At 66.6% G+C, this 18394-nt stretch carries 14 protein-coding genes and 1 pseudogene; 5 read left to right on the forward strand and 10 right to left on the reverse strand.

Annotated elements, in window-relative coordinates; translation table 11 throughout:
* The 9 genes and pseudogenes from ACO1P8_RS21625 to ACO1P8_RS21665 form a co-directional block, all read right to left on the reverse strand.
* Window positions 1-1179: pseudogene (locus ACO1P8_RS21625) on the reverse strand (phosphoribosylformylglycinamidine synthase); the annotation flags it as partial.
* A gap of 89 nt (window positions 1180-1268) precedes the next feature.
* Complete coding sequence (gene greB / locus ACO1P8_RS21630; RefSeq protein WP_094842615.1) at window positions 1269-1826, reverse strand: transcription elongation factor GreB; 558 nt, start codon at window positions 1824-1826, stop codon at window positions 1269-1271.
* Between the two features lie 96 nt (window positions 1827-1922).
* A complete protein-coding gene (locus ACO1P8_RS21635) occupies window positions 1923-2771 on the reverse strand; it encodes a 3',5'-nucleoside bisphosphate phosphatase (protein ID WP_486297919.1) in 849 nt (282 codons plus the stop codon).
* 40 nt (window positions 2772-2811) lie between these two features.
* A complete protein-coding gene (locus ACO1P8_RS21640; RefSeq protein WP_486297920.1) occupies window positions 2812-3744 on the reverse strand; it encodes an alpha/beta fold hydrolase in 933 nt (310 codons plus the stop codon).
* A 116-nt stretch (window positions 3745-3860) separates the two neighbouring features.
* Complete coding sequence (locus ACO1P8_RS21645; protein WP_486297921.1) at window positions 3861-6428, reverse strand: DNA internalization-related competence protein ComEC/Rec2; 2568 nt, start codon at window positions 6426-6428, stop codon at window positions 3861-3863.
* Window positions 6429-6762: 334 nt separating this feature from the next.
* Window positions 6763-7101, reverse strand: coding sequence for a DUF4148 domain-containing protein (locus tag ACO1P8_RS21650; protein WP_486297922.1), 339 nt, complete (start codon window positions 7099-7101; stop codon window positions 6763-6765).
* Between the two features lie 229 nt (window positions 7102-7330).
* Entirely contained in the window at window positions 7331-8140 is an 810-nt protein-coding gene (locus ACO1P8_RS21655; RefSeq protein ID WP_486297923.1) for a TatD family hydrolase, read from the reverse strand.
* Window positions 8141-8164: 24 nt separating this feature from the next.
* The gene (lolD, locus tag ACO1P8_RS21660; RefSeq protein WP_486297924.1) at window positions 8165-8839 is read right to left on the reverse strand and encodes a lipoprotein-releasing ABC transporter ATP-binding protein LolD; all 675 of its coding nucleotides are present in this window, start codon (window positions 8837-8839) and stop codon (window positions 8165-8167) included.
* Window positions 8832-10064, reverse strand: coding sequence for a lipoprotein-releasing ABC transporter permease subunit (locus ACO1P8_RS21665; protein WP_486297993.1), 1233 nt, complete (start codon window positions 10062-10064; stop codon window positions 8832-8834). Before ACO1P8_RS21665 ends, lolD begins: the two co-directional genes overlap by 8 nt.
* Window positions 10065-10227: 163 nt before the next feature.
* Here ACO1P8_RS21665 and ACO1P8_RS21670 point away from each other — a divergent pair, with 163 nt between their 5' ends.
* The 5 genes from ACO1P8_RS21670 (at window position 10228) to ACO1P8_RS21690 (ending at window position 16814) form a co-directional block, all read left to right on the forward strand.
* A complete protein-coding gene (locus tag ACO1P8_RS21670) occupies window positions 10228-11181 on the forward strand; it encodes a hypothetical protein (RefSeq protein WP_486297925.1) in 954 nt (317 codons plus the stop codon).
* Window positions 11163-12863, forward strand: coding sequence for a single-stranded-DNA-specific exonuclease RecJ (gene recJ / locus ACO1P8_RS21675; RefSeq protein ID WP_486297926.1), 1701 nt, complete (start codon window positions 11163-11165; stop codon window positions 12861-12863). The genes ACO1P8_RS21670 and recJ overlap by 19 nt, the downstream gene beginning before the upstream one ends.
* Before the next feature lie 107 nt (window positions 12864-12970).
* Window positions 12971-13432: an NUDIX hydrolase gene (locus ACO1P8_RS21680; RefSeq protein WP_486297927.1), complete on the forward strand. Its 462-nt coding sequence runs from the start codon at window positions 12971-12973 to the stop codon at window positions 13430-13432.
* A gap of 156 nt (window positions 13433-13588) precedes the next feature.
* Window positions 13589-15310, forward strand: coding sequence for an Hsp70 family protein (locus ACO1P8_RS21685; protein ID WP_486297928.1), 1722 nt, complete (start codon window positions 13589-13591; stop codon window positions 15308-15310).
* A gap of 10 nt (window positions 15311-15320) precedes the next feature.
* Window positions 15321-16814: an energy transducer TonB gene (locus ACO1P8_RS21690; protein ID WP_486297929.1), complete on the forward strand. Its 1494-nt coding sequence runs from the start codon at window positions 15321-15323 to the stop codon at window positions 16812-16814.
* Between the two features lie 102 nt (window positions 16815-16916).
* Here ACO1P8_RS21690 and ACO1P8_RS21695 read toward each other — a convergent pair whose 3' ends face one another.
* On the reverse strand, window positions 16917-18224 hold the full coding sequence (locus ACO1P8_RS21695; RefSeq protein WP_486297930.1) for an MFS transporter: 1308 nt from the start codon (window positions 18222-18224) through the stop codon (window positions 16917-16919).
* Window positions 18225-18394 lie beyond the last annotated feature (170 nt).

Genomic DNA, 18394 nt, shown 5'->3' on the forward strand with positions numbered 1-18394 from the left:
GTTGAACGCGGCGCCGCCGAGCGGGCCGTCGATCATGATGGAGAGCGGGGACGCGATGCGGTCCGGCAAGCCATGATGGTCGGCTTCCCAGGGCTGCGGCGCGTCATCGAAACGCAGATGGGAAACGGTAAAGCCCGTCAGTCCGGCCTTGGGTTTGGAGCCGCGGCCCGTCGCGCCCTCGTCGCGGATTTCGCCCCCCGCGCCCGTCGATGCGCCCGGAAACGGGGCGATGGCGGTGGGATGGTTGTGGGTCTCGACCTTCATCAAGGTATGGACGAGGGCGTCGCGGCGCTTGTACGTTAACGCATCGTCCGCCGTACCGGCGACGCCCGCATGGAAGCGTTGCGCCGCCCCCCCTTCCATGATGGCTGCGTTATCGGAATACGCCACCACGGTGCCGCCCGGCTGGGCGGCATGCGTGGCGCGGATCATGCCGAACAAGGTCTTGTCCTGCGGCTGGCCGTCGATGACCCATTGGGCGTTGAAGATCTTGTGCCGGCAATGTTCGCTGTTGGCCTGTGCGAACATCATCAGCTCTACATCCGTCGGATCGCGTTCGAGCCGGGCGAAGGCCTCGGCAAGATAGTCGATTTCATCGTCGGAAAGCGCCAGCCCGAGGGCGGTGTTGGCCTGCTCCAGGGCGGTGCGGCCCTGCGCCAGCACCGGCACGGTGCGCATGGAACGCCCTTCCACCGGCGCAAACAGAGCCTGGCCATCGAACTGGGCGTCCACCACGGTTTCGATCATCCGGTCGTGCAGGCAGTCGGCCGCGCGGGCCAGCATGGCATCGTCGAAGGCCTTCGCCCCCAGCAGGCCGCGTTCCGGCGTCAGCATATAGCGCACGCCCCGCTCGATGCGGCGCACACCGGCGAATCCGCAGTTGTGCGCGATATCGGTGGCCTTGCTGGCCCAGGGCGAAATCGTCCCCAGGCGGGGGATGACCCGCAGCACCAGGGCCTTGGCCGGCTCGGCCCCATCGTAGGGATCGCCGTAGTCGAGCAGTTCCGCCAGCCTTTGCTGGTCCGCCGGGGCGAGCGCCGTATCGCACAGCACGAAATGCTCGTAGCGGGCCGCGATGTCCGCCACCGGCAAGCCGGCCTGTTTCAGGTGGGCGAGCAGGCGCTCGCGACGAAAAGAGGACAGGACAGACGAACCGGGAAGGTACTGAACGATGGACACGATGGGCGCCGTAGAAGGAGGGGCAAAACCAGGATTTTACCCGTTACGGCCACCGCTTTCGCCGGGTAGGACGGTTTTGTCCCGCGCCCTCAGGCGGCGTCCGGATATCGCACTTCCAGGATCTCCAGCGACTCCACGCCCCCTGGTGTGCGCAGCGTCACGGTATCGCCCTCGCGGGCCTTCAGCAAGGCCCGGGCCACCGGCGAAATCCAGCTGATCTTGCCGGCCAGCGGCTCGGCCTCGTCCACGCCGACGATGGTGACCTCGTGCTCGTCGCCCGCCTTGTCCATATAAAGAACCGTGGCACCGAAGAACACCTGGTCCCGGTTGGGCTGCACCGCCGGGTCGACCACCTCTGCAATGTCCAGGCGCCGCGTCAGGAAGCGCATGCGGCGGTCGATTTCACGCAGGCGCTTTTTGCCATACAGGTAATCGCCGTTTTCCGAACGATCGCCGTTCGAGGCCGCCCACGACACCACTTGCACGACCGACGGGCGCTCCACGTTCATCAAATGCACCAGCTCGTCGCGCAGGCGGGCATAACCCTGCGGCGTGATGTAGTTCCGCGTGCCGGGCGGCAGGGCCTGCGCATGCGGGATGTCGTCGTCTTCGTCCTGTTCGGACTCTTTCACAAAGGCTTTATTCATGGCGGACTCGGATGCCTGGTCGCAAAACGGTATGCGCGGGGTATCGATATGGCGTACGGCGATTGCGATGGAGCGCCTGGCAGGGACGCCGGTGTATCAAACCCAGTCGTGCCAGACTGGCTTCAGGTCGGCCGGCAGAGGCGGAAGGCGCCCCAGGTCGACGCGACTTTCGTGCGGACTGTGGAAGTCCGACCCACGCGACGCCAGCAATGCGCGCTCCCGGGCGACCTCGGCATACCGCCGGCATTCGTCGGCGGTATGGCTGCCGGTGGTGACCTCGATGCCCTCGCCGCCCAGTGCCTGGAATTCGTCGAAAAACGCGGCAAACTGCAGCGGCGTGTACTTGTAGCGGCCGGGATGGGCGACGACCGCGCGTCCGCCCGCGTCGTGGATCCAGCCGATCGCCTCGGACAGGGTTGCCCACTGGATGGCGACCTGGCCCGGGCAGTCATCGCCCAGGTATTTATTGAAGACCGTCTGGACATCGGGGCAAAAGCCGGCTTCCACCAGGTAGCGCGCGAAGTGCGTGCGACTGATCAGCTCCGGATTGCCGGCGAACGGCAAAGCCCCCTCGAAGGCGCCGGGCATGCCCATCGCCGCCAGTTTTTCGCCTATCCTGCGGGCGCGGTCCGCGCGGCCGGCCCGGGTGCGGCGCAAGCCTTCGCGCAAGCCTTGATGCTCCGGGTCGAATCCCAGGCCGACGATGTGGACCGTCTGGCCGGCCCAGGTGACGGAGATCTCCACGCCGGTAATGAACCGCATGCCGATCTCCCGCGCCGCGGCCGCCGCCTCGGCCTGGCCGCCGACCTCGTCGTGGTCGGTCAGCGCCCAGACGTCCACACCGTTGGCGTGCGCGCGCAGCGCCACGTCGCGAGGCGACAAAACGCCGTCTGAAACGGTGGAATGGCAGTGCAGGTCGACGTTGAGAGCGGGAGTGGGTTGCATGGAGCTATTGTAGGCGCCCAGCTCGCCTCGCTCCAGAGAGTCAGGCCGGTTCGCGTAGAAAAGCTGCGACCGGGTCGATCTGCGCATCATCCATCAGGGTCGGCGCATGCCCGACGCCGGGCACCTCTACCGCCCGGGCGCGGGAATTACGCCGCACCATCTCGGCGGCGGTTTCGGCACTGAGCAGATCCGATTGCTGCCCCCGCATGACCAATATAGGACAGTCGATGGCCTCGTAGGAATGCCACAGCAACTGTTCGCCGGCCGCCATGGCGGCGTCGTCCTGTGCCGCGAAAGGCATGGCCAGGCCCAGGTCGTAATGCTTGATCCAGCGGTTGCCTCGCTGCAGGAATACGTGGCGCGCCAGCTCGCGCCACTGCTCATCCGTATGGGTGCCGAAGGATGCCGCCACCTGCCGAAGGTAAGCCACCGCGTCGTCAAAGGAGGCAAACTCCTGCTCTTCCCCCACGTATTGCCCGATCCGCGCCAGCGCATCGGCGGCCAGTCGGGGGCCGACGTCGTTCAATACCATCTTGTCCACGCGCAAGCCGGCCTTGCCCAGCCGGTCGCCGCCAGCGCCCTGGCGTGCCTCGCGCATCCGCGTGGAAATGGCGGCCGAGCCTGCCAGCACCATGCCGATCAGCCCGCCCATCGAGGTGCCGACCCAATGCAGCGTCCCAGGGCGCAGGCGCGCGATCAGCGTCACCATGTCGGCCACGTATTGGGGCACGGTATAAAAGGTAGGGTTGAGCAGCCAATCGGAGGCGCCCCGCCCCACGACGTCCGGGCACACCACACGGTAATCGCCGGACAAGCGGCGCGCCAGGGTGTCGAAGTCGCGCCCGGTACGCGTCAAGCCATGCACGCACAGCAATACCCTGTCGTTGGCAGGGTCGCCCCATTCCCAGTACGCCATGCGATGCATGCCCGCCGGACTGGCACAGGTGACGAAATCGAGACGCGGATCTTGCATGGGCGCTCCAGAGGTAAGCCGGGCCAGGCCGCCGGCCACGACTATGTTATCCCAGGACCTGGAGGCTGCTTCGCCGCCGGGCGCGCGTGCAGGCCTGGCGCCATCCTGACCCGGATCTACATTGCCGCGTGCCAATAGCGACCCGCCGCCTCGCGTTGCCCGTGCACCGCCAAACCCTGCTCACGGGAGGCCGCGATGACGGCGCCATGACGATCCGTACGCCAGAAAGTCGCCCCGGCGCGGCGCCAGCGACGCTCGACCGATGGCGCCGGATGGCGGAAGCGGTTCATGTAGCCCACCTGCGCAATAACGTGATCCGGCTGCGATGCCTCCACCAGCGCGACGCCGGACGAGGTGCTCGAACCGTGATGGGGGGCCATCAGCACATGGATGTGGGGCACGGTATAGGCAAACCGACGCTCCTGCGCTGTACCGACATCCCCGGGAAGCAGCGCGGCATGGTGCCGTCCCTGCACCAGCAGCACGCAGCCCCCCGCGTTGGAGCCCTTGCCGGATCGCCGGCGTGTCGCGCCGCGCGCCGACGGCCCTGGGACCGCGGCCGTGGACGCTGCCGGCCTGCCGCCTTTCCCGCCCTCTGCCCTGCCGATTGGATGCAGGAACGAAAAGCGCACACCATCGGCCTCCCATGCCTGGCCAGCTTCGCAAAGACGGCGGTCCGCGGGCATGGGAGCCTCCGCGGCGGTCCCGCGCACACGCGCCTCGCGGCGCAGGCGTGCGCGCAGATCGAACGACGTATAAACCTCGTGTACCGGCACCGCGCGAAGCAGGGAATCCAGGCCGCCGGCATGATCCTGGTCCCCATGGGAAATCACCAGCGTATCGATGCGATCGATCCCGCGCGCGCGCAAATAGGGCAACACGACCCGTTGCGCGCCGTCGGTACCGTTGCGGTGCAGCGGGCCGGCGTCGAAAACCAGCGTGCGCCGTGCCGTTTCGATCACGATCGCCCCACCCTGCCCGACATCCAGCGCCGTCAGGCGCCATTCGCCTTCGGCCGGACGCGCGGGCCGCCAGCAAAGGGCAGGCACAAGCAGCAGCCAGGCCCAGCGGCGCGAGGCCATGCCCGAGGGCAGCAAGGCCCATGCGATCCCGCATGTGGCCAGCGCGAGCAGCACTGCGGGCGGCGCCGCCACATCCAGCACCGCCCATTCGTGACCTGCCAGCCACGCTATCCACCGCATCGCCATGTCGAACACCCAGTGCGCGGCGTGGCCGGCCCAGGCCGCGACGCCCTCCGCGCCGGGCATCGCGCACAACGCGGCGCACAGCAGCGCCAGCGGTGTCACCAGCAAGCTCACGGCCGGAATGGCGACCGCGTTGGCCAAGGGCGAGGCCAATGCGACCTGCTGCGTCAGGAAGGCCAACACGGGAGTCAGGCTGAGCGTCACCACGCATTGCAGGCGGCCGGCCAGCACCCCGCCGCGCAGCCACCCGCGCCAGCGCGATGCCCCGGTGCTCGACGCGTCCTCGACCCTCGCAGCCGATGAGGCCTGGGCAGCCTGCCCCCAGGCCAGTACGGCTGCCACGGCACCGAAAGAGAGCCAGAAGCCCGGTGCGATAGGCGCCCAGGGGTCGAGCGCGACCACCGCGCACGCGGCCGCCAGCAGCGTCGCGCCCCACGGCAGCGGCAGCCGCAACAGCGCGGCGGCCCCCGCTACCGCCAGCATGAAAAACGTGCGTCGCGCCGGGATGCCCCACCCTGCCAGCAGGCAATACAGCCACGCCACCATCAGCGCCGCCGCGATTCCCACCAGTTGCGATGGCCATCTTTCCGCCAGATACGCGCCGCGCCACCGCAACCGGCGCCAGCACCAGCCCACGATACCGCCCGCCAATCCCGCCACCAAAGTCACATGCAGGCCGCTGATCGACACAAGGTGCGTGATGCCCGTCGCATTGAACACCCGCCAATCCTCGCGCGATACGCCAGCTTGATCGCCCAACGCCAACGCGACGACGACGGGCCCATAGCGTGCATCGTCCAAAACGGCCCGCATCCGCTCGCGCAATACATGCCGGGCGCGATGCACCGCGACCATGCCGACCTGCCAGCCATCGTCCGATAGCAATCGCGGCGTGCCCCGCACGGTAGCCGTCGCGCGCACATTGCGCTGGAACATTCGCGCCTCGCCATCGGCGGCGTGCGGATTAAGCGCGGCGTGCGGACGCTTCATGATCAGGGCCGCGCGCCACTGCTGGCCGGGCATGACGGATTGCTGTTCCGCGGTAGCCCCGCGCATGGGCAATGGCCACGAAACCCGTATATGCCCCGGCATGGCCGCAGAGCCCGCGTCCAGGACGCGCGCGTCGAACCGGACCGCGTCGGCCGATAGTTCGGCCAGCGAAACCACCCTGAACGCTACCCGGAAGACCTGGTTTTCGTGATCCGCGGCGAGTGCATCTTCAAGACGCGCACGTCCACGCTCGACCGCGTACAAGGCACCGCCGCCGGCCGCGCAGGCACAGAGCAGGGCCGCGCAGACGCAACGCCGTGCGGGCGGATTCCCGCCGGACCTCGCGGCCGCGACACGGTATCGAAACCAGGCAAGCATGACGATTGCCACGGCCAGCGGCAATGTGGCGTGCGGCGGAGGCAGGGCCGGCAATGTCTGCACTCCCGCCACCGCGGCGATGAAGGCCACCATGGCCAGGCGGCCTTCCATCCGCATCTCCCGCAACTGCACGGCAAGATGCTATCCGGAGCCGCGGCGCGGAATCGAATAGGCGGGACCAAAACAGCACCATGCCGCCATCCCGTAACGGATCCGCGCCCTCCTTCGCACCAATACAGACGGCCCCGCTTACGCGGGGCCGGGTACTGCACGAGAGGACTTACAGCATCCCCGCCTCTCATCGGGGAACCACACGGACAGCAATCCGCATGGCCAGGACTTCCTGGTCAGGCACACAGGCGTGCCTGACCCGAAAGCAGATGTTGGGTCGACCGAAGCGGCAGGCCGAAACTCACAGGCGCCACCGGTTCATGACCCGGGCGCCTCAGGCGCCTTGGAAGGGCTGGTTATCGATGTCGCCGAAGGCGATGTCCGTGGCGCTACTACGGTGATCCACGCCGGCGGCGACTTGCGCGCGGGTCACGCCGCTGTCCTGCTGGGCGACGAAAGGCGCGTTGTCGGGGTCGCTGTTGCCGGTCAGGCCGGCGGCGCGGGCTTGCGCCAGGTCAGCCAGCACCTGGGTGCGGCTCGCGCTCGCCTGGTCCTGTCCGTAGGTGCCCTGGAAGGGCTGGTTGTCCGAGTCGCCGCGCGGGGTCTGCGCCTGGGCGGCACCGATGGCGGCAAACGACAGAATCAACGCGGTAGCAATAGTCTTGATCTTCATGGCAGTACTCCTGGTCCTGGATAGTTTGGAAAGGGCCGGATACCGTGCTCTACCGATGGGCCGAGGTTCGCGGTAACCGTTGCTGTTTCCCCCATGAGCTGCATTCTGCGCCGCCCACACATAGGTATAAACCCGGATACGCGAAAATCATCTTTCCAAATACCGCAGCAATTCAATGTTGAACTGCTGCATTACGACCAGATTCCTTTTCTTCACACCATGAAGAAGATCAGCCGACAACCGGCACCAGGCGGGGCAACACCCGCAAGGCGGTGGAGGCGGTCCCGGCAGCCACCGCCGTCGCATTCGTGCCGCGCAATTCCGCCAAGGCCTGCGCGACCCCCGCGACCTGCCCGGGGGTATTGCGCCTGTCCGGCTCATGCAGCCATGCGGGCGGAATATCCGGCGCATCGGTTTCCAGTACCAGATGCTCCAGCCCCAGGTGCTGGGCGTGGCGCCTGATCTGCAAGGCACGAGGAAAGGTCATGGCCCCGCCGATGCCCAGCGCGAAGCCCTGGTCGATGAACCCCCGCGCCTGCTGCTCGCTGCCGTTGAAGGCATGCGCGATCCCGCCGCGCAGGTTGGGATGGCGGCGCAGATGCTTGAGTACGATGTCCTGCGAACGACGGACATGCAGCAACACCGGCAAGCCGAACTCCACGGCCAGGTCGAGCTGCGCCGCGTAGAAACGCTCTTGCTTGTCGCGCGGCTCTCCGCTGGCGATTTCCTTGACGAAGAAATCCAGACCGATTTCGCCGATGGCCACGAAGCGCGGATCGTCCATCGCCGCCTCGACGGCTTGCCGCAGGAAGGAAAGATCGTCATCCCAGGCAGCGCCCACGTACAAGGGATGGATGCCTAGCGCATAGGCGCCTCCCGGCATCGCATGCGCCAGATCGCGCACGGTCTGGAAGTTGGCACGGCCGATCGCGGGTATCACCACGGCGCGCACGCCGGCCTCGGCGGCCTGGGCGATTACCTGGTTACGATCGTGGTCGAATTCCTGGGCGTCGAGATGGCAGTGGGTATCGATCAGCATGGGCGCTCCTGCGAACCGCTGCCACTACACCAGACGGCCCTGCTCCATGGCGAGTTGCCTATCGGCGCGTCCGGCCAGTTCGCGGTCGTGCGTGACGATAGCAAAGGCCGTACCCGATTCCTTGTTTACCCGCGTCAGCAATTCGAACATGCTGTGGGCAGTGTTGCGATCGAGATTGCCCGTGGGTTCGTCGGCCAGTACGCATACCGGGCGCGTCACCAGCGCGCGTGCCAGCGCCACACGCTGGCGTTCGCCGCCGGATAATTGGCTGGGGAAATGCTGCGCCCGCGCCGCCAGGCCGACCTGTTCGAGCACCGCCTGCGCCTCTTTGCGTGCGCTTTGCCTGTCCAGGCGCCGCACGATCAATGGCATGGCCACGTTGTCCAGGGCGGAGAATTCGGCCAGCAGGTGATGAAACTGATACACGAAGCCCAGGCTGCGATTGCGCAGCGTACTCTTGGCGCTTTCCGCCAGTCCGGTGGCATTCACGCCGTCCACGGTGACCGTGCCGTGCGTGGGCACATCGAGCAGCCCCAGAATGTGCAGCAGCGTGCTCTTGCCCGACCCCGACGCCCCGACGATGGCCAGCATTTCGCCGCGCCGGATCGAAACGCTGACATCGCGCAGCACGTCGATGCGCGCGGGGCCCTCGTCGTACACCTTGGTAAGGTTCTCCGCATGCAGCGCGTACTCAGTCATGTCGCAACACCTGGGCCGGTTGCAGGCGCGAAGCGCGCCAGCTGGGATACAGCGTGGCCAGCAGCGACAGCACCAGGGACGTCAGGCCGACCGTCACGATGTCGGTCATCTCGGGATCCGAAGGCAGTTCGCTGATGAAATAGATCTGGCGCGGCAGGAAATGGATGCCGAGCAGGTGTTCGATGAACGGCACGATGGTCTCGATGTTGTAGGCGATCAGCATGCCGCCCAGGACCCCCAGCAAGGTCCCCACGATGCCTATCAGCGCCCCCTGCACGAGGAAGATGCGTGCGACCTCGCCGGGATTGGCCCCCAGCGTGCGCAGGATGGCGATATCCGATTGCTTGTCCTTCACCGCCATGACCAGCGACGACAACAGATTGAAGGCGGCGACGGCGACGATCAGCGCGAGGATCAGGAACATCATGCGCTTTTCCGTCTGCACGGCCGCGAACCACGTGCGGTTGTTGCGCGTCCAGTCGCTGGCCATGATATACGGCGGCAATTCTTTGGAGAGCTGCGCCGCCACCTGTGGCGCCCGTTGCATATCCTCGATACGCAGCCGCACGCCGGCGGTGCCGCTGTCGCGGAACACCTTGGCGGCATCCTCATCGTCGATGAAGGCCAGCGACGAATCGTATTCGTAATGTCCGGAGGAAAACACCCCGACCACGGTGAACTGGCGCATGCGGGGCGCGAAGCCGGCGGGGCTGATGGAGGCCTGCGGCGCAAGCAGCAACACGGTGTCGCCGACCTGCACCCCCAACTGCGATGCCAGGTCGCGCCCCAGCACCACGCCGAACGAGCCCGGCTTCAGGTCGTCGAGCTTGCCTGCCACCATTTGCCGCGGGATATCCGATACATGACCCTCGGTTTGCGGGTCGATACCCCGCACCTGGACGCCACGCAGGGCCTCTCCCCGCACCAGCATGCCTTGAGCAGCCACGAACGGCGCGGCCGCGCGCACTTCCTTGTTGCGCTCGGCCGCCTTCGCCAGCGCCTGCCATTGCGCCAGGATGTGGTCCGGGTTCCCACCCGGCACGTACAGCTCGATGTGAGGCAGCACCGACAACATGCGATCGCGCACATCCTTCTGGAAGCCGTTCATCACCGAAAGCACGATGATGAGCGCGGCCACGCCCAGGGCGATGCCGGCCATCGAACTGGCGGCGATGAAGGAGATGAACCTGTCGCGACGGCCGCGACGCCGGCGGATACGGGCCATGCCCGCGTAGCGAGCGCCTATCCAGAGTTCGTAAGGTATTTTCAGCACCCGCGCATTATGGCATTAACGGCCGGCGGCGATGCGGACGCCCGAGGACGGTACCCACGTCGGGCATCCGCGCAGATATACGCCCTGCCCGCCCCGCCGCACTACAATCCCCGCCATGCATATTGTCCTTCCCGGCGCGCTGCCACCCAGCGCGTCCATCGCCGCGGAGCTGGCCAAGCGGCTGCCCACGGCGGCTCCCACCCTGCACAACTGGATGCGCCAGGGTACGGGCCGTCAATCGCCCTTCGACCCGCACACCCACGGCTGTACGCCATTCGAGGCCTGGCAGCTGGAGCAAGCGGGCTTCCAACCTGCTCCCGGCCAGCCCATCGGCACCGGCCTGGGGCCCCTGCGCGCGGGCGTCGACGCGCCGGCCGAAGGGCGCGTGTGGATTGCCGACCTGGCCCACATCGCCCTGGGCACCGACCGCGCCAGCCTGGTGCCGGCCGAAGCGCTGGACCTGGACCACGCTGAAGGTGCCGCGCTGTTCGAGACGGCGCGCCCGCTGTTCGACGACACGCCTTTCGACGTCGCGCCATTGCAGCCCTTTCGCTGGCGTATCGGCGTGCCCGACGACATGCCGCTGTCCAGTGCCAGCCCGGCTGTGGTGACGGGGCAGCCGTTGAGCGCCTGGTGGACCCAGGATCCGGCGGCCCGCCCCTGGCGGCGCCTGGTCAATGAAATACAGATGGCGTGGTACGAGCACCCCGTCAACGTCCAGCGTGCCGGCCGTGGACTATTGCCGGCGAACGGCCTGTGGCTGTACGGCGGCGCGTCGCCCTGGACCAGGCCCGCCGCCATGCCGTCCCCGCCCAGCATTGCCGACGACCTGCTTTCCGCCTTCCAGGCGGAGGACTGGGGTACGTGGCTGCAAGAGCTGGAACGCCTGGACGCGGAGGTCCTGAAGCCGCACGCCGACGTCCGGGGCGGCACATCGCCAGCCCTGGCGCTTACCCTGCTGGGCCGCGACCGGCGCGCGACGCTTACCGTGCAGCCGCGCACCGCACTTCTGCGCTGGTTACCCACACGCGAACAATCCTGGAGGGCCTGGTGGTCTCCCCCCGTCTGACCGTACGCAACGGCGATCCCGCCGCCTGCCGGGCGCTGGAAGCCGCCGGCATCCATCCCTTGCTGGCACGCCTGTGGGCCGCCCGCGGCGTCATCCATCCGGACCAGACCCGCCTGGCCTGGCCTGCCATGCTGCCCCCGGCCCACCTGACCCGCGCCGATCACGCCGCTGCCATCCTGGCGGACGCCATCGAGCGGCGGCTGCGCCTGCTTATCGTCGCCGACTATGACTGCGACGGCGCCACCGCCTGCGCCGTGGGGCTGCGCGCACTACGGGCCATGGGCGCTGTGGTCGACTTCCTGGTGCCCAACCGCTTCGAAACCGGCTACGGCCTGTCGCCGGCGGTGGTTGAACTGGCCTGCCGCCATCCCGCGGGCAAGCCGGACCTGATCGTCACGGTGGATAACGGCATCGCAAGCGTCGATGGAGTGGCCAGTGCCAATGCCGCCGGTATCGGCGTCCTGATCACCGACCACCATCTGCCCGGCGACCGGCTTCCGGATGCCCTGGCCATCGTCAACCCCAACCAGCCGGGATGCGGGTTCCCGTCCAAGAACCTGGCGGGGGTCGGCGTCATTTTCTATCTGATGCTGGCCCTTCGTGCCGAACTGCGGCGGCGCGGCGTCTATCCGCCCGATGGCGGGCCGCGTCTTGACGCGCTGTCCGACCTGGTCGCCCTGGGCACCGTCGCGGACGTTGTCAAGCTCGATGCCAACAATCGCCTGCTGGTCACGCAAGGCCTGCAACGCATCCGCAGCGGGCGTATGCAGGCCGGCCTGCGCGCGCTGTACGCGGTGGCCGCGCGCGAGCCCCGCACCGCCAACGCCTTCGACCTGGGCTTCGCGCTGGGCCCGCGCATCAACGCGGCCGGCCGCCTTTCGGACATGAGCCTGGGCATCGCCTGCCTGACCACCGACGACGAAGCGCGTGCGCTGGAAATCGCCCGCGAGCTGGACGCCATCAACCGCGATCGCCGCAGTATCGAGGCCGCCATGCGCGAACAAGCCATGGCCGCGATGCAGGAGCCGGAAGCGACCACGGGCGCTACCGTCTGCGTCTACGACGATACCTGGCACCAGGGCGTAGTCGGCTTGGTCGCATCGCGGCTGAAGGATCAGTTCTGGCGCCCCACGCTGGCGTTCGCGCCCGCGGGCGACGACGAACTGCGGGGGTCCGGACGGTCCATCCCGGACGTCCACTTGCGCGACGCGCTGGACCTGGTATCCAAGCGCGATCCGACGCTGATCCGCAAATTCGGCGGCCACGCCATGGCCGCTGGCCTGACCGTCGGCCGCACCGACTTTCCGCGTTTCGCGCCGGCCTTCGAGGCTGCCGTGCGCGAACTCACCGGCCGCGACAACTTCGAACCGGTCCTGGAGACCGACGGCTCGCTCGAATCCGGCTATGCCAACGCCGACGTCGCCGGATTGCTGCAACAACAGGTCTGGGGATCGGGTTTCGCCGCCCCGCTGTTCCTCGATACCTTCCAGATCCGTGCCCAACGCCTGCTCGGCGACAAGCATCTGAAGTTGACGCTGGAACGTGGCTATCAACGCTTCGACGCTATCTGGTTCGGCCAGACACGCCTGCTGCCGGACACGGTGGACGTCGCCTACCGCCTGGAGCAGAATCTCTGGAACGGCCGCGTTTCGGTGCAATTGGTGGTCGAACACGCCGCATAAGACCGGGGCGTCGCACGGCGCCAGGACAACAGCCCCGCTGACCGGCCATGGCCGCGCGATCGCGCGGAACACGCTGACCTCGCGAGCAACGCCCCCCGGACGCCCCCATGCCGAAAACCAGTGCAGGAATCCTGATGTATTGCCGGTCCGGGCCCGATCTGTCCGTACTGCTGGTGCATCCCGGCGGACCTTTCTGGGCCAGCCGGGACGCCGGCGCATGGACGATACCCAAGGGAGAGCTCGACCCAGGCGAGGAACCCCTCTCGGCGGCGCTGCGCGAATTCACGGAAGAACTTGGCCGCCACCCGGGCGGAGACCCCTGGCTGCTCGGTGAAATCCGCCAACGCGCCGGCAAGCGTGTCATCGCTTATGCCCTGGAAGGCGATTTCGACGTTGCAACGCTAAGCAGCAATAGATTCGAAATGGAATGGCCGCCCCGCAGCGGACGGATGCAGGCATTTCCGGAAGTAGACCGGGCCGCCTGGATGTCCCTGGACCAGGCCGCCGCCAAAATCCTCCCCAGGCAGCAGCCCCTGCTGGACCAGCTCGCGCGGCGGACCCGCCCGTAGCGCTGCCGTGCGCGCGGATGTGCCGCGTCTCGCAGTCAGGCGCCGCCTCTCGTTGTTTATCCGCCGCAGTCGGAACCGGACGCCTCCCGCACTTCCCCATCATCCCGCTTTGGTTTATATATTAGAAAAATTTTATTTCACTAAGAAACATACGCGATGATAGTCGGTATCGATCTGGGCACCACCCACAGCCTGGTCGCCTGCTGGAAGGACGGCGCGCCGCATCTCATTCCCAACGCCCTGGGCAGCGTCCTCACACCATCCTGCATCAGCCTGGACCAGGACGGAACTGTCCTGGTTGGCCGCGCGGCACGCGAGCGCCTGCAGAGCCATCCCGACCGCAGCATCGCCGTGTTCAAGCGGCACATGGGCGGCAATAAGGAGTTCAGGCTGGGCTCCCGCTCCTTCCGGCCGGAGGAACTGTCCGCCCTGGTGCTGCGCGCCTTGAAAGCGGACGCGGAAGCCGCGATGGGCCAGGCGGTGACGGAAACCGTGATATCGGTGCCCGCGTACTTCTCCGATGGGCAGCGCAAGGCGACCCGCACGGCGGCACAGCTTGCCGGCCTGCATGTGGAACGCCTCGTCAACGAGCCTACCGCGGCCGCGTTGGCCTATGGCCTGCATCAACGGGGCAGCGAATCGCGATTCCTCGTGTTCGATCTGGGCGGCGGCACCTTCGATGTATCGATCCTGGAATTGTTCGAGGGCGTCATGGAGGTCCGTGCCACCGCCGGCGACAATTTTCTCGGGGGCGAGGACTTTTCCAACGAAATCGTCCATTGGTTCCTGCAGGCCAGCGGCCTACCCGACAAGGCGCGGCGCGACGGGCATTTCATGCAGCATCTGGCGGCGCGGGCAGAGGCGCTCAAATGCACGTTAAGCACCGAACCGCAGGCCGAACTCGCCGTTCATTGGCAAGGTCGGGACTACACGGCCGCGCTTTCCGAGGACCACTATCGACGCCTTTGCGAACCGTTGCTGGCCCGGCTGCGCCTACCGCTGGAACGCGCCCTGCGCGATGCGGGCTTGCGCGCGGGGGACGTGCAGGAAGTGGTCCTTGCCGGAGGCGCGACCCGCGCTCCCATGATCCGCAATCTGGTGACCCGCATGTTCGGCCGTTTCCCATCCGCGCACTTCAATCCGGACGAAGTTGTCGCCATGGGAGCGGCAGTCATGGCCGGCATGAAGGCGCGCGATGAAAGCCTGCGTGAAGTCGTCATGACCGATGTTTGCCCGTACTCCCTGGGCGTGGAAGCCAATCGGGACTTGCCCAGCGGCGAGAAGGCCCACGGGCAATTCATTCCCATCATCGAACGCAATACCGTCGTGCCGGTCAGCCGCGTGCATGGTTTCGCACCGGAACGCGATGGCCAGCATGTCCTGGAACTGCGGATTTTCCAGGGCGAATCGCGGCTGGCCCGGGACAATATCGAAATCGGCAAGTTGTCCGTGCCGCTCGAAGGAGGCCCGCGCGGGGATGGCGCGGTCGAAGTCCGCTTTACCTATGACGTAAACGGTCTGTTGGAAGTCGAGGTGACTCGTCTCAAGACGCAGCAGCTCTACCGTTTGGTTATCCGCAACAACGATACCGACCTGACCGAACAGCAAATCGAAGCGCGTTTCCAGGCCTTGGCCGAATTGAAAGTACATCCACGCGACAAACTGGAGAACCGCACACTGATTGCGGAAGCAGAACGCATCCATGAGTTCCTGCGCGGCGCCAGCCGCGAGCGCATGGCTGCCGAAATCGGCGAGTTCGAGGCGGTGCTCGCACACCAGAACGAACGCTCGATCGTGTCCGCGCGCGAGCGCCTGCGGGACGCCATCGAATACTTCGAGCGCGCCGGGGTCTTCGAAGGCGGCACCGAACCGTGTTGAGGAAACCGACATGTTCGATGTGCTGGGCATTGTCCCGACCTCCGACACGCGAGCCATCCGCCGCGCGTATGCCGCCGCCCTTAAACAGATCGACCAGCAAAGCCAACGCGACGCGTTCGAACAGCTGCGTGCCGCCTACGAATGGGCGCTGAAGTGGGCGGAAAGGCATTCCGCGACGCCCGCCAGTCCCGCGGACGGAAAGGACGCGGGCGCCGACACCATACGCCCATTGCCCGCGGCAAACGCGCCGCCTGCCCCGGTCGTTCCGCCCGCGACAGGCGATACCCGGCTATTCGCTGACGACGCCACGGGTCTCCCCGGGCACGCGTCGGGAACGCGCCCCCCGCTCATCGACTTTTCCTTGCGGTCTCCCATGCAGTCGATGGCGCTACGCCAGGCTGCCGCGGAAGAAAGCCGCAATGCCCTGCGCCGGCGGACGAAGGCGATCGACCACTGGGTCGCCGAATTGATGCGATCGCCCGCGCAGGACATTCCGGAACAATGGCGGCGCGCCATGGCCGACCCGGATTTACAGCATTTGGAAGCGACGGGGGTGTTCTCGGATGCCTTGCTGCGGGCCCTCGCGGCGAATCCGGAGGGCAAAATGACCCTGTACCGGGAGGCCGCGGAACGCTTCGACTGGGCCCAGATCGGGCCGGCTGACGACAACAAGCCAGAGCGGCAATGGCTGCAGCAGGTTATCCACGAAGGCGGTATCCTGCGCCGGCAAACCCCGCGCGTGCGCAAGGCCCATGAACGCGCGATCGCCGAGATGCTGCGCAGTCCGGAGCCGAGTCGCCGCAAGGCGCGCAAGTTTGGGCCGCACGTACAGACGATGTGCGTTCGCATGCAATCCTGGCTGACGCTGCAGGTGCCGCGCGGCGTACAGCGCAGTTGGCAAAGGGTGATCGCCGAGACGCCACGCTACGGATTCTGGGGATCCATGCGAAGGCGATTGGCATGGGCCTGGATGCTGCTGGTCGCCTGCAACCTCGTCTATCACTTGTTCACACAGGAGGACACGCGCGGCAGCTCGCGTCCGCGCGGTGGACCGGACTCCAGCCATGCCGTCTCGTCGGCACGTGCCCCCTACAAGGAACAGCCCAACCTTGCATTCAGTAAAAAGGAACCTATTGCGCCCGATGGCAGGCAACCGCCGGAGCCTTCCTTCGATGGGTCGGCCGCCGCGGCCACAGGCCTCGCACACTACACAATCGACATCCCGGGCGACCATGGAAAACCGCCCGGCCGCCTGTCGCTTACCTTTCCCTTCCCCGCATATCCACCCATTGCACGCCGCCTGCAAGAAGAAGGGGAAGTGCACGTCCGCGTGCTGATCAACCACGAGAAAAAGCTGATCGCCACCTTGGCGCGGTCATCCGGCCACGCCGACCTGGACCAGGCGGCGCTGCAAGCCGCGCGAGGCATACGCGTAACCGGGGATGCGCCTCCGCCGACGGGGATCAGCGCAGTGATACCGTTCACATTCAACCTGCGGCGCTAGCATTACGGCTGCGCTGCCGACCTGCCGCGCGGCGCGCGCATGCTTGCGGACAGCACGGGCCGGCAGGCCAGGGCCAGGGCCAGGGCCCTGGCCACGGGCCGCTTAGCGATTCACCAGCTTGGCGGGCTGCGCCAATGCCACCAGCGCACCCACGCAGAGGCATGCGGCGAGCACATAAATGCCGCTATTGGTCGAACCCGTCGTGTCCTTCAACCAGCCCACCAGATACGGGCTGATGAAGCCGGCCAGATTGCTGACGGAATTGATCAGCGCGATACCGGCGGCGGCAGCCGTACCGCCCAGCACGGCGGTCGGCAGGCTCCAGAACAGGGGCAGCACCGTGCAGATACCCACATTGGCGACCGTCAGCGCGGCGATCGCGATCCAGGTATTGCCCGCGTACAAGGCAGAGAACACCAGCCCCGCCGCCCCGATCAGGGATGGCACCGCGAGATGCCAGCGGCGTTCATGCTTGCGGTCCGAGCTGCGTGAAATCAGGACCATGCCGAGCACTGCGAACAGGTTCGGCACCGCCGTCAGCAAGCCTATGGTCAACGGATCCTGCACGCCGGTATTGCGAACCAGCGTAGGCATCCAGAAGCCGACCCCGTACAAGCCCATCACGAAGGAAAAATAGATGCTTGCCATGACCCAGACGCGCGGCTTGGTCATGGCCTCGCGAATGGGCGGATCCTGCTTCTCTTTTTCCTCGGCCTCGATGTTGCGTGCGAGCGTCGCGCGTTCGCTTTCGGTCAGCCATTTCGCCTGGCTGACACGGTCGTCCAGGAACACCAGCACGATCAGGCCGATGATCACCGACGGGATGCCTTCCAGGATGAACAGCCATTGCCAGCCGGCCATGCCATGGTCGCCATGGAAGGTATGCATGATCCAACCCGAAATCGGGCCGCCGATCAGGCCGGACAAGGGCACGGCGGTCATGAAGAACGTAGTGATCCGGCCGCGCCGCGCGTGCGGAAACCAGTACGTCAGGTACAGGATGATGCCGGGAAAGAAGCCGGCCTCGGCCAGGCCCAGCAGGAACCGCAGGAGGTAGAACATGCCCGGCGTGGTCACGAAAATCATGGCCGACGAGATAATGCCCCAGGTGATCATGATGCGCGCGATCCAACGGCGCGCGCCGACGCGATGCAGGATGATGTTGCTGGGCACTTCGAAAATGAAATAGCCCAGGAAGAAAATCCCCGCGCCCAATCCGTAGACGGTGTCGCTGAACTGCAGATCCTGCAGCATCTGCAGCTTTGCGAAGCCGACGTTCACGCGATCCAGGTACGCGACCACGTAGCAAAGAACCAGAAAAGGCACGATGCGCAGCGTCACCTTGCGGTAAAGCGGGTCTTCCGCGCTGGCAGTTGATGCCGAAGCACCGGGATTGATGACCGTTTCCATTCGTCTCCTCCGTATCGGATGGTTGTACCGCCGGGTGGCGGCCCGCGCTTGTCGTCACGACGCGCGCCGGCATTATGCAGCCGCGCGGCAAGGCGTGCGCGGCTCTGTAAATCCCGCAGCCTAGACGGCGGAAACTGACTTAAGCCTGAACAGAATTCAGCCACGGGGAC

The sequence above is a fragment of the Bordetella sp. genome (genome assembly GCF_057362025.1).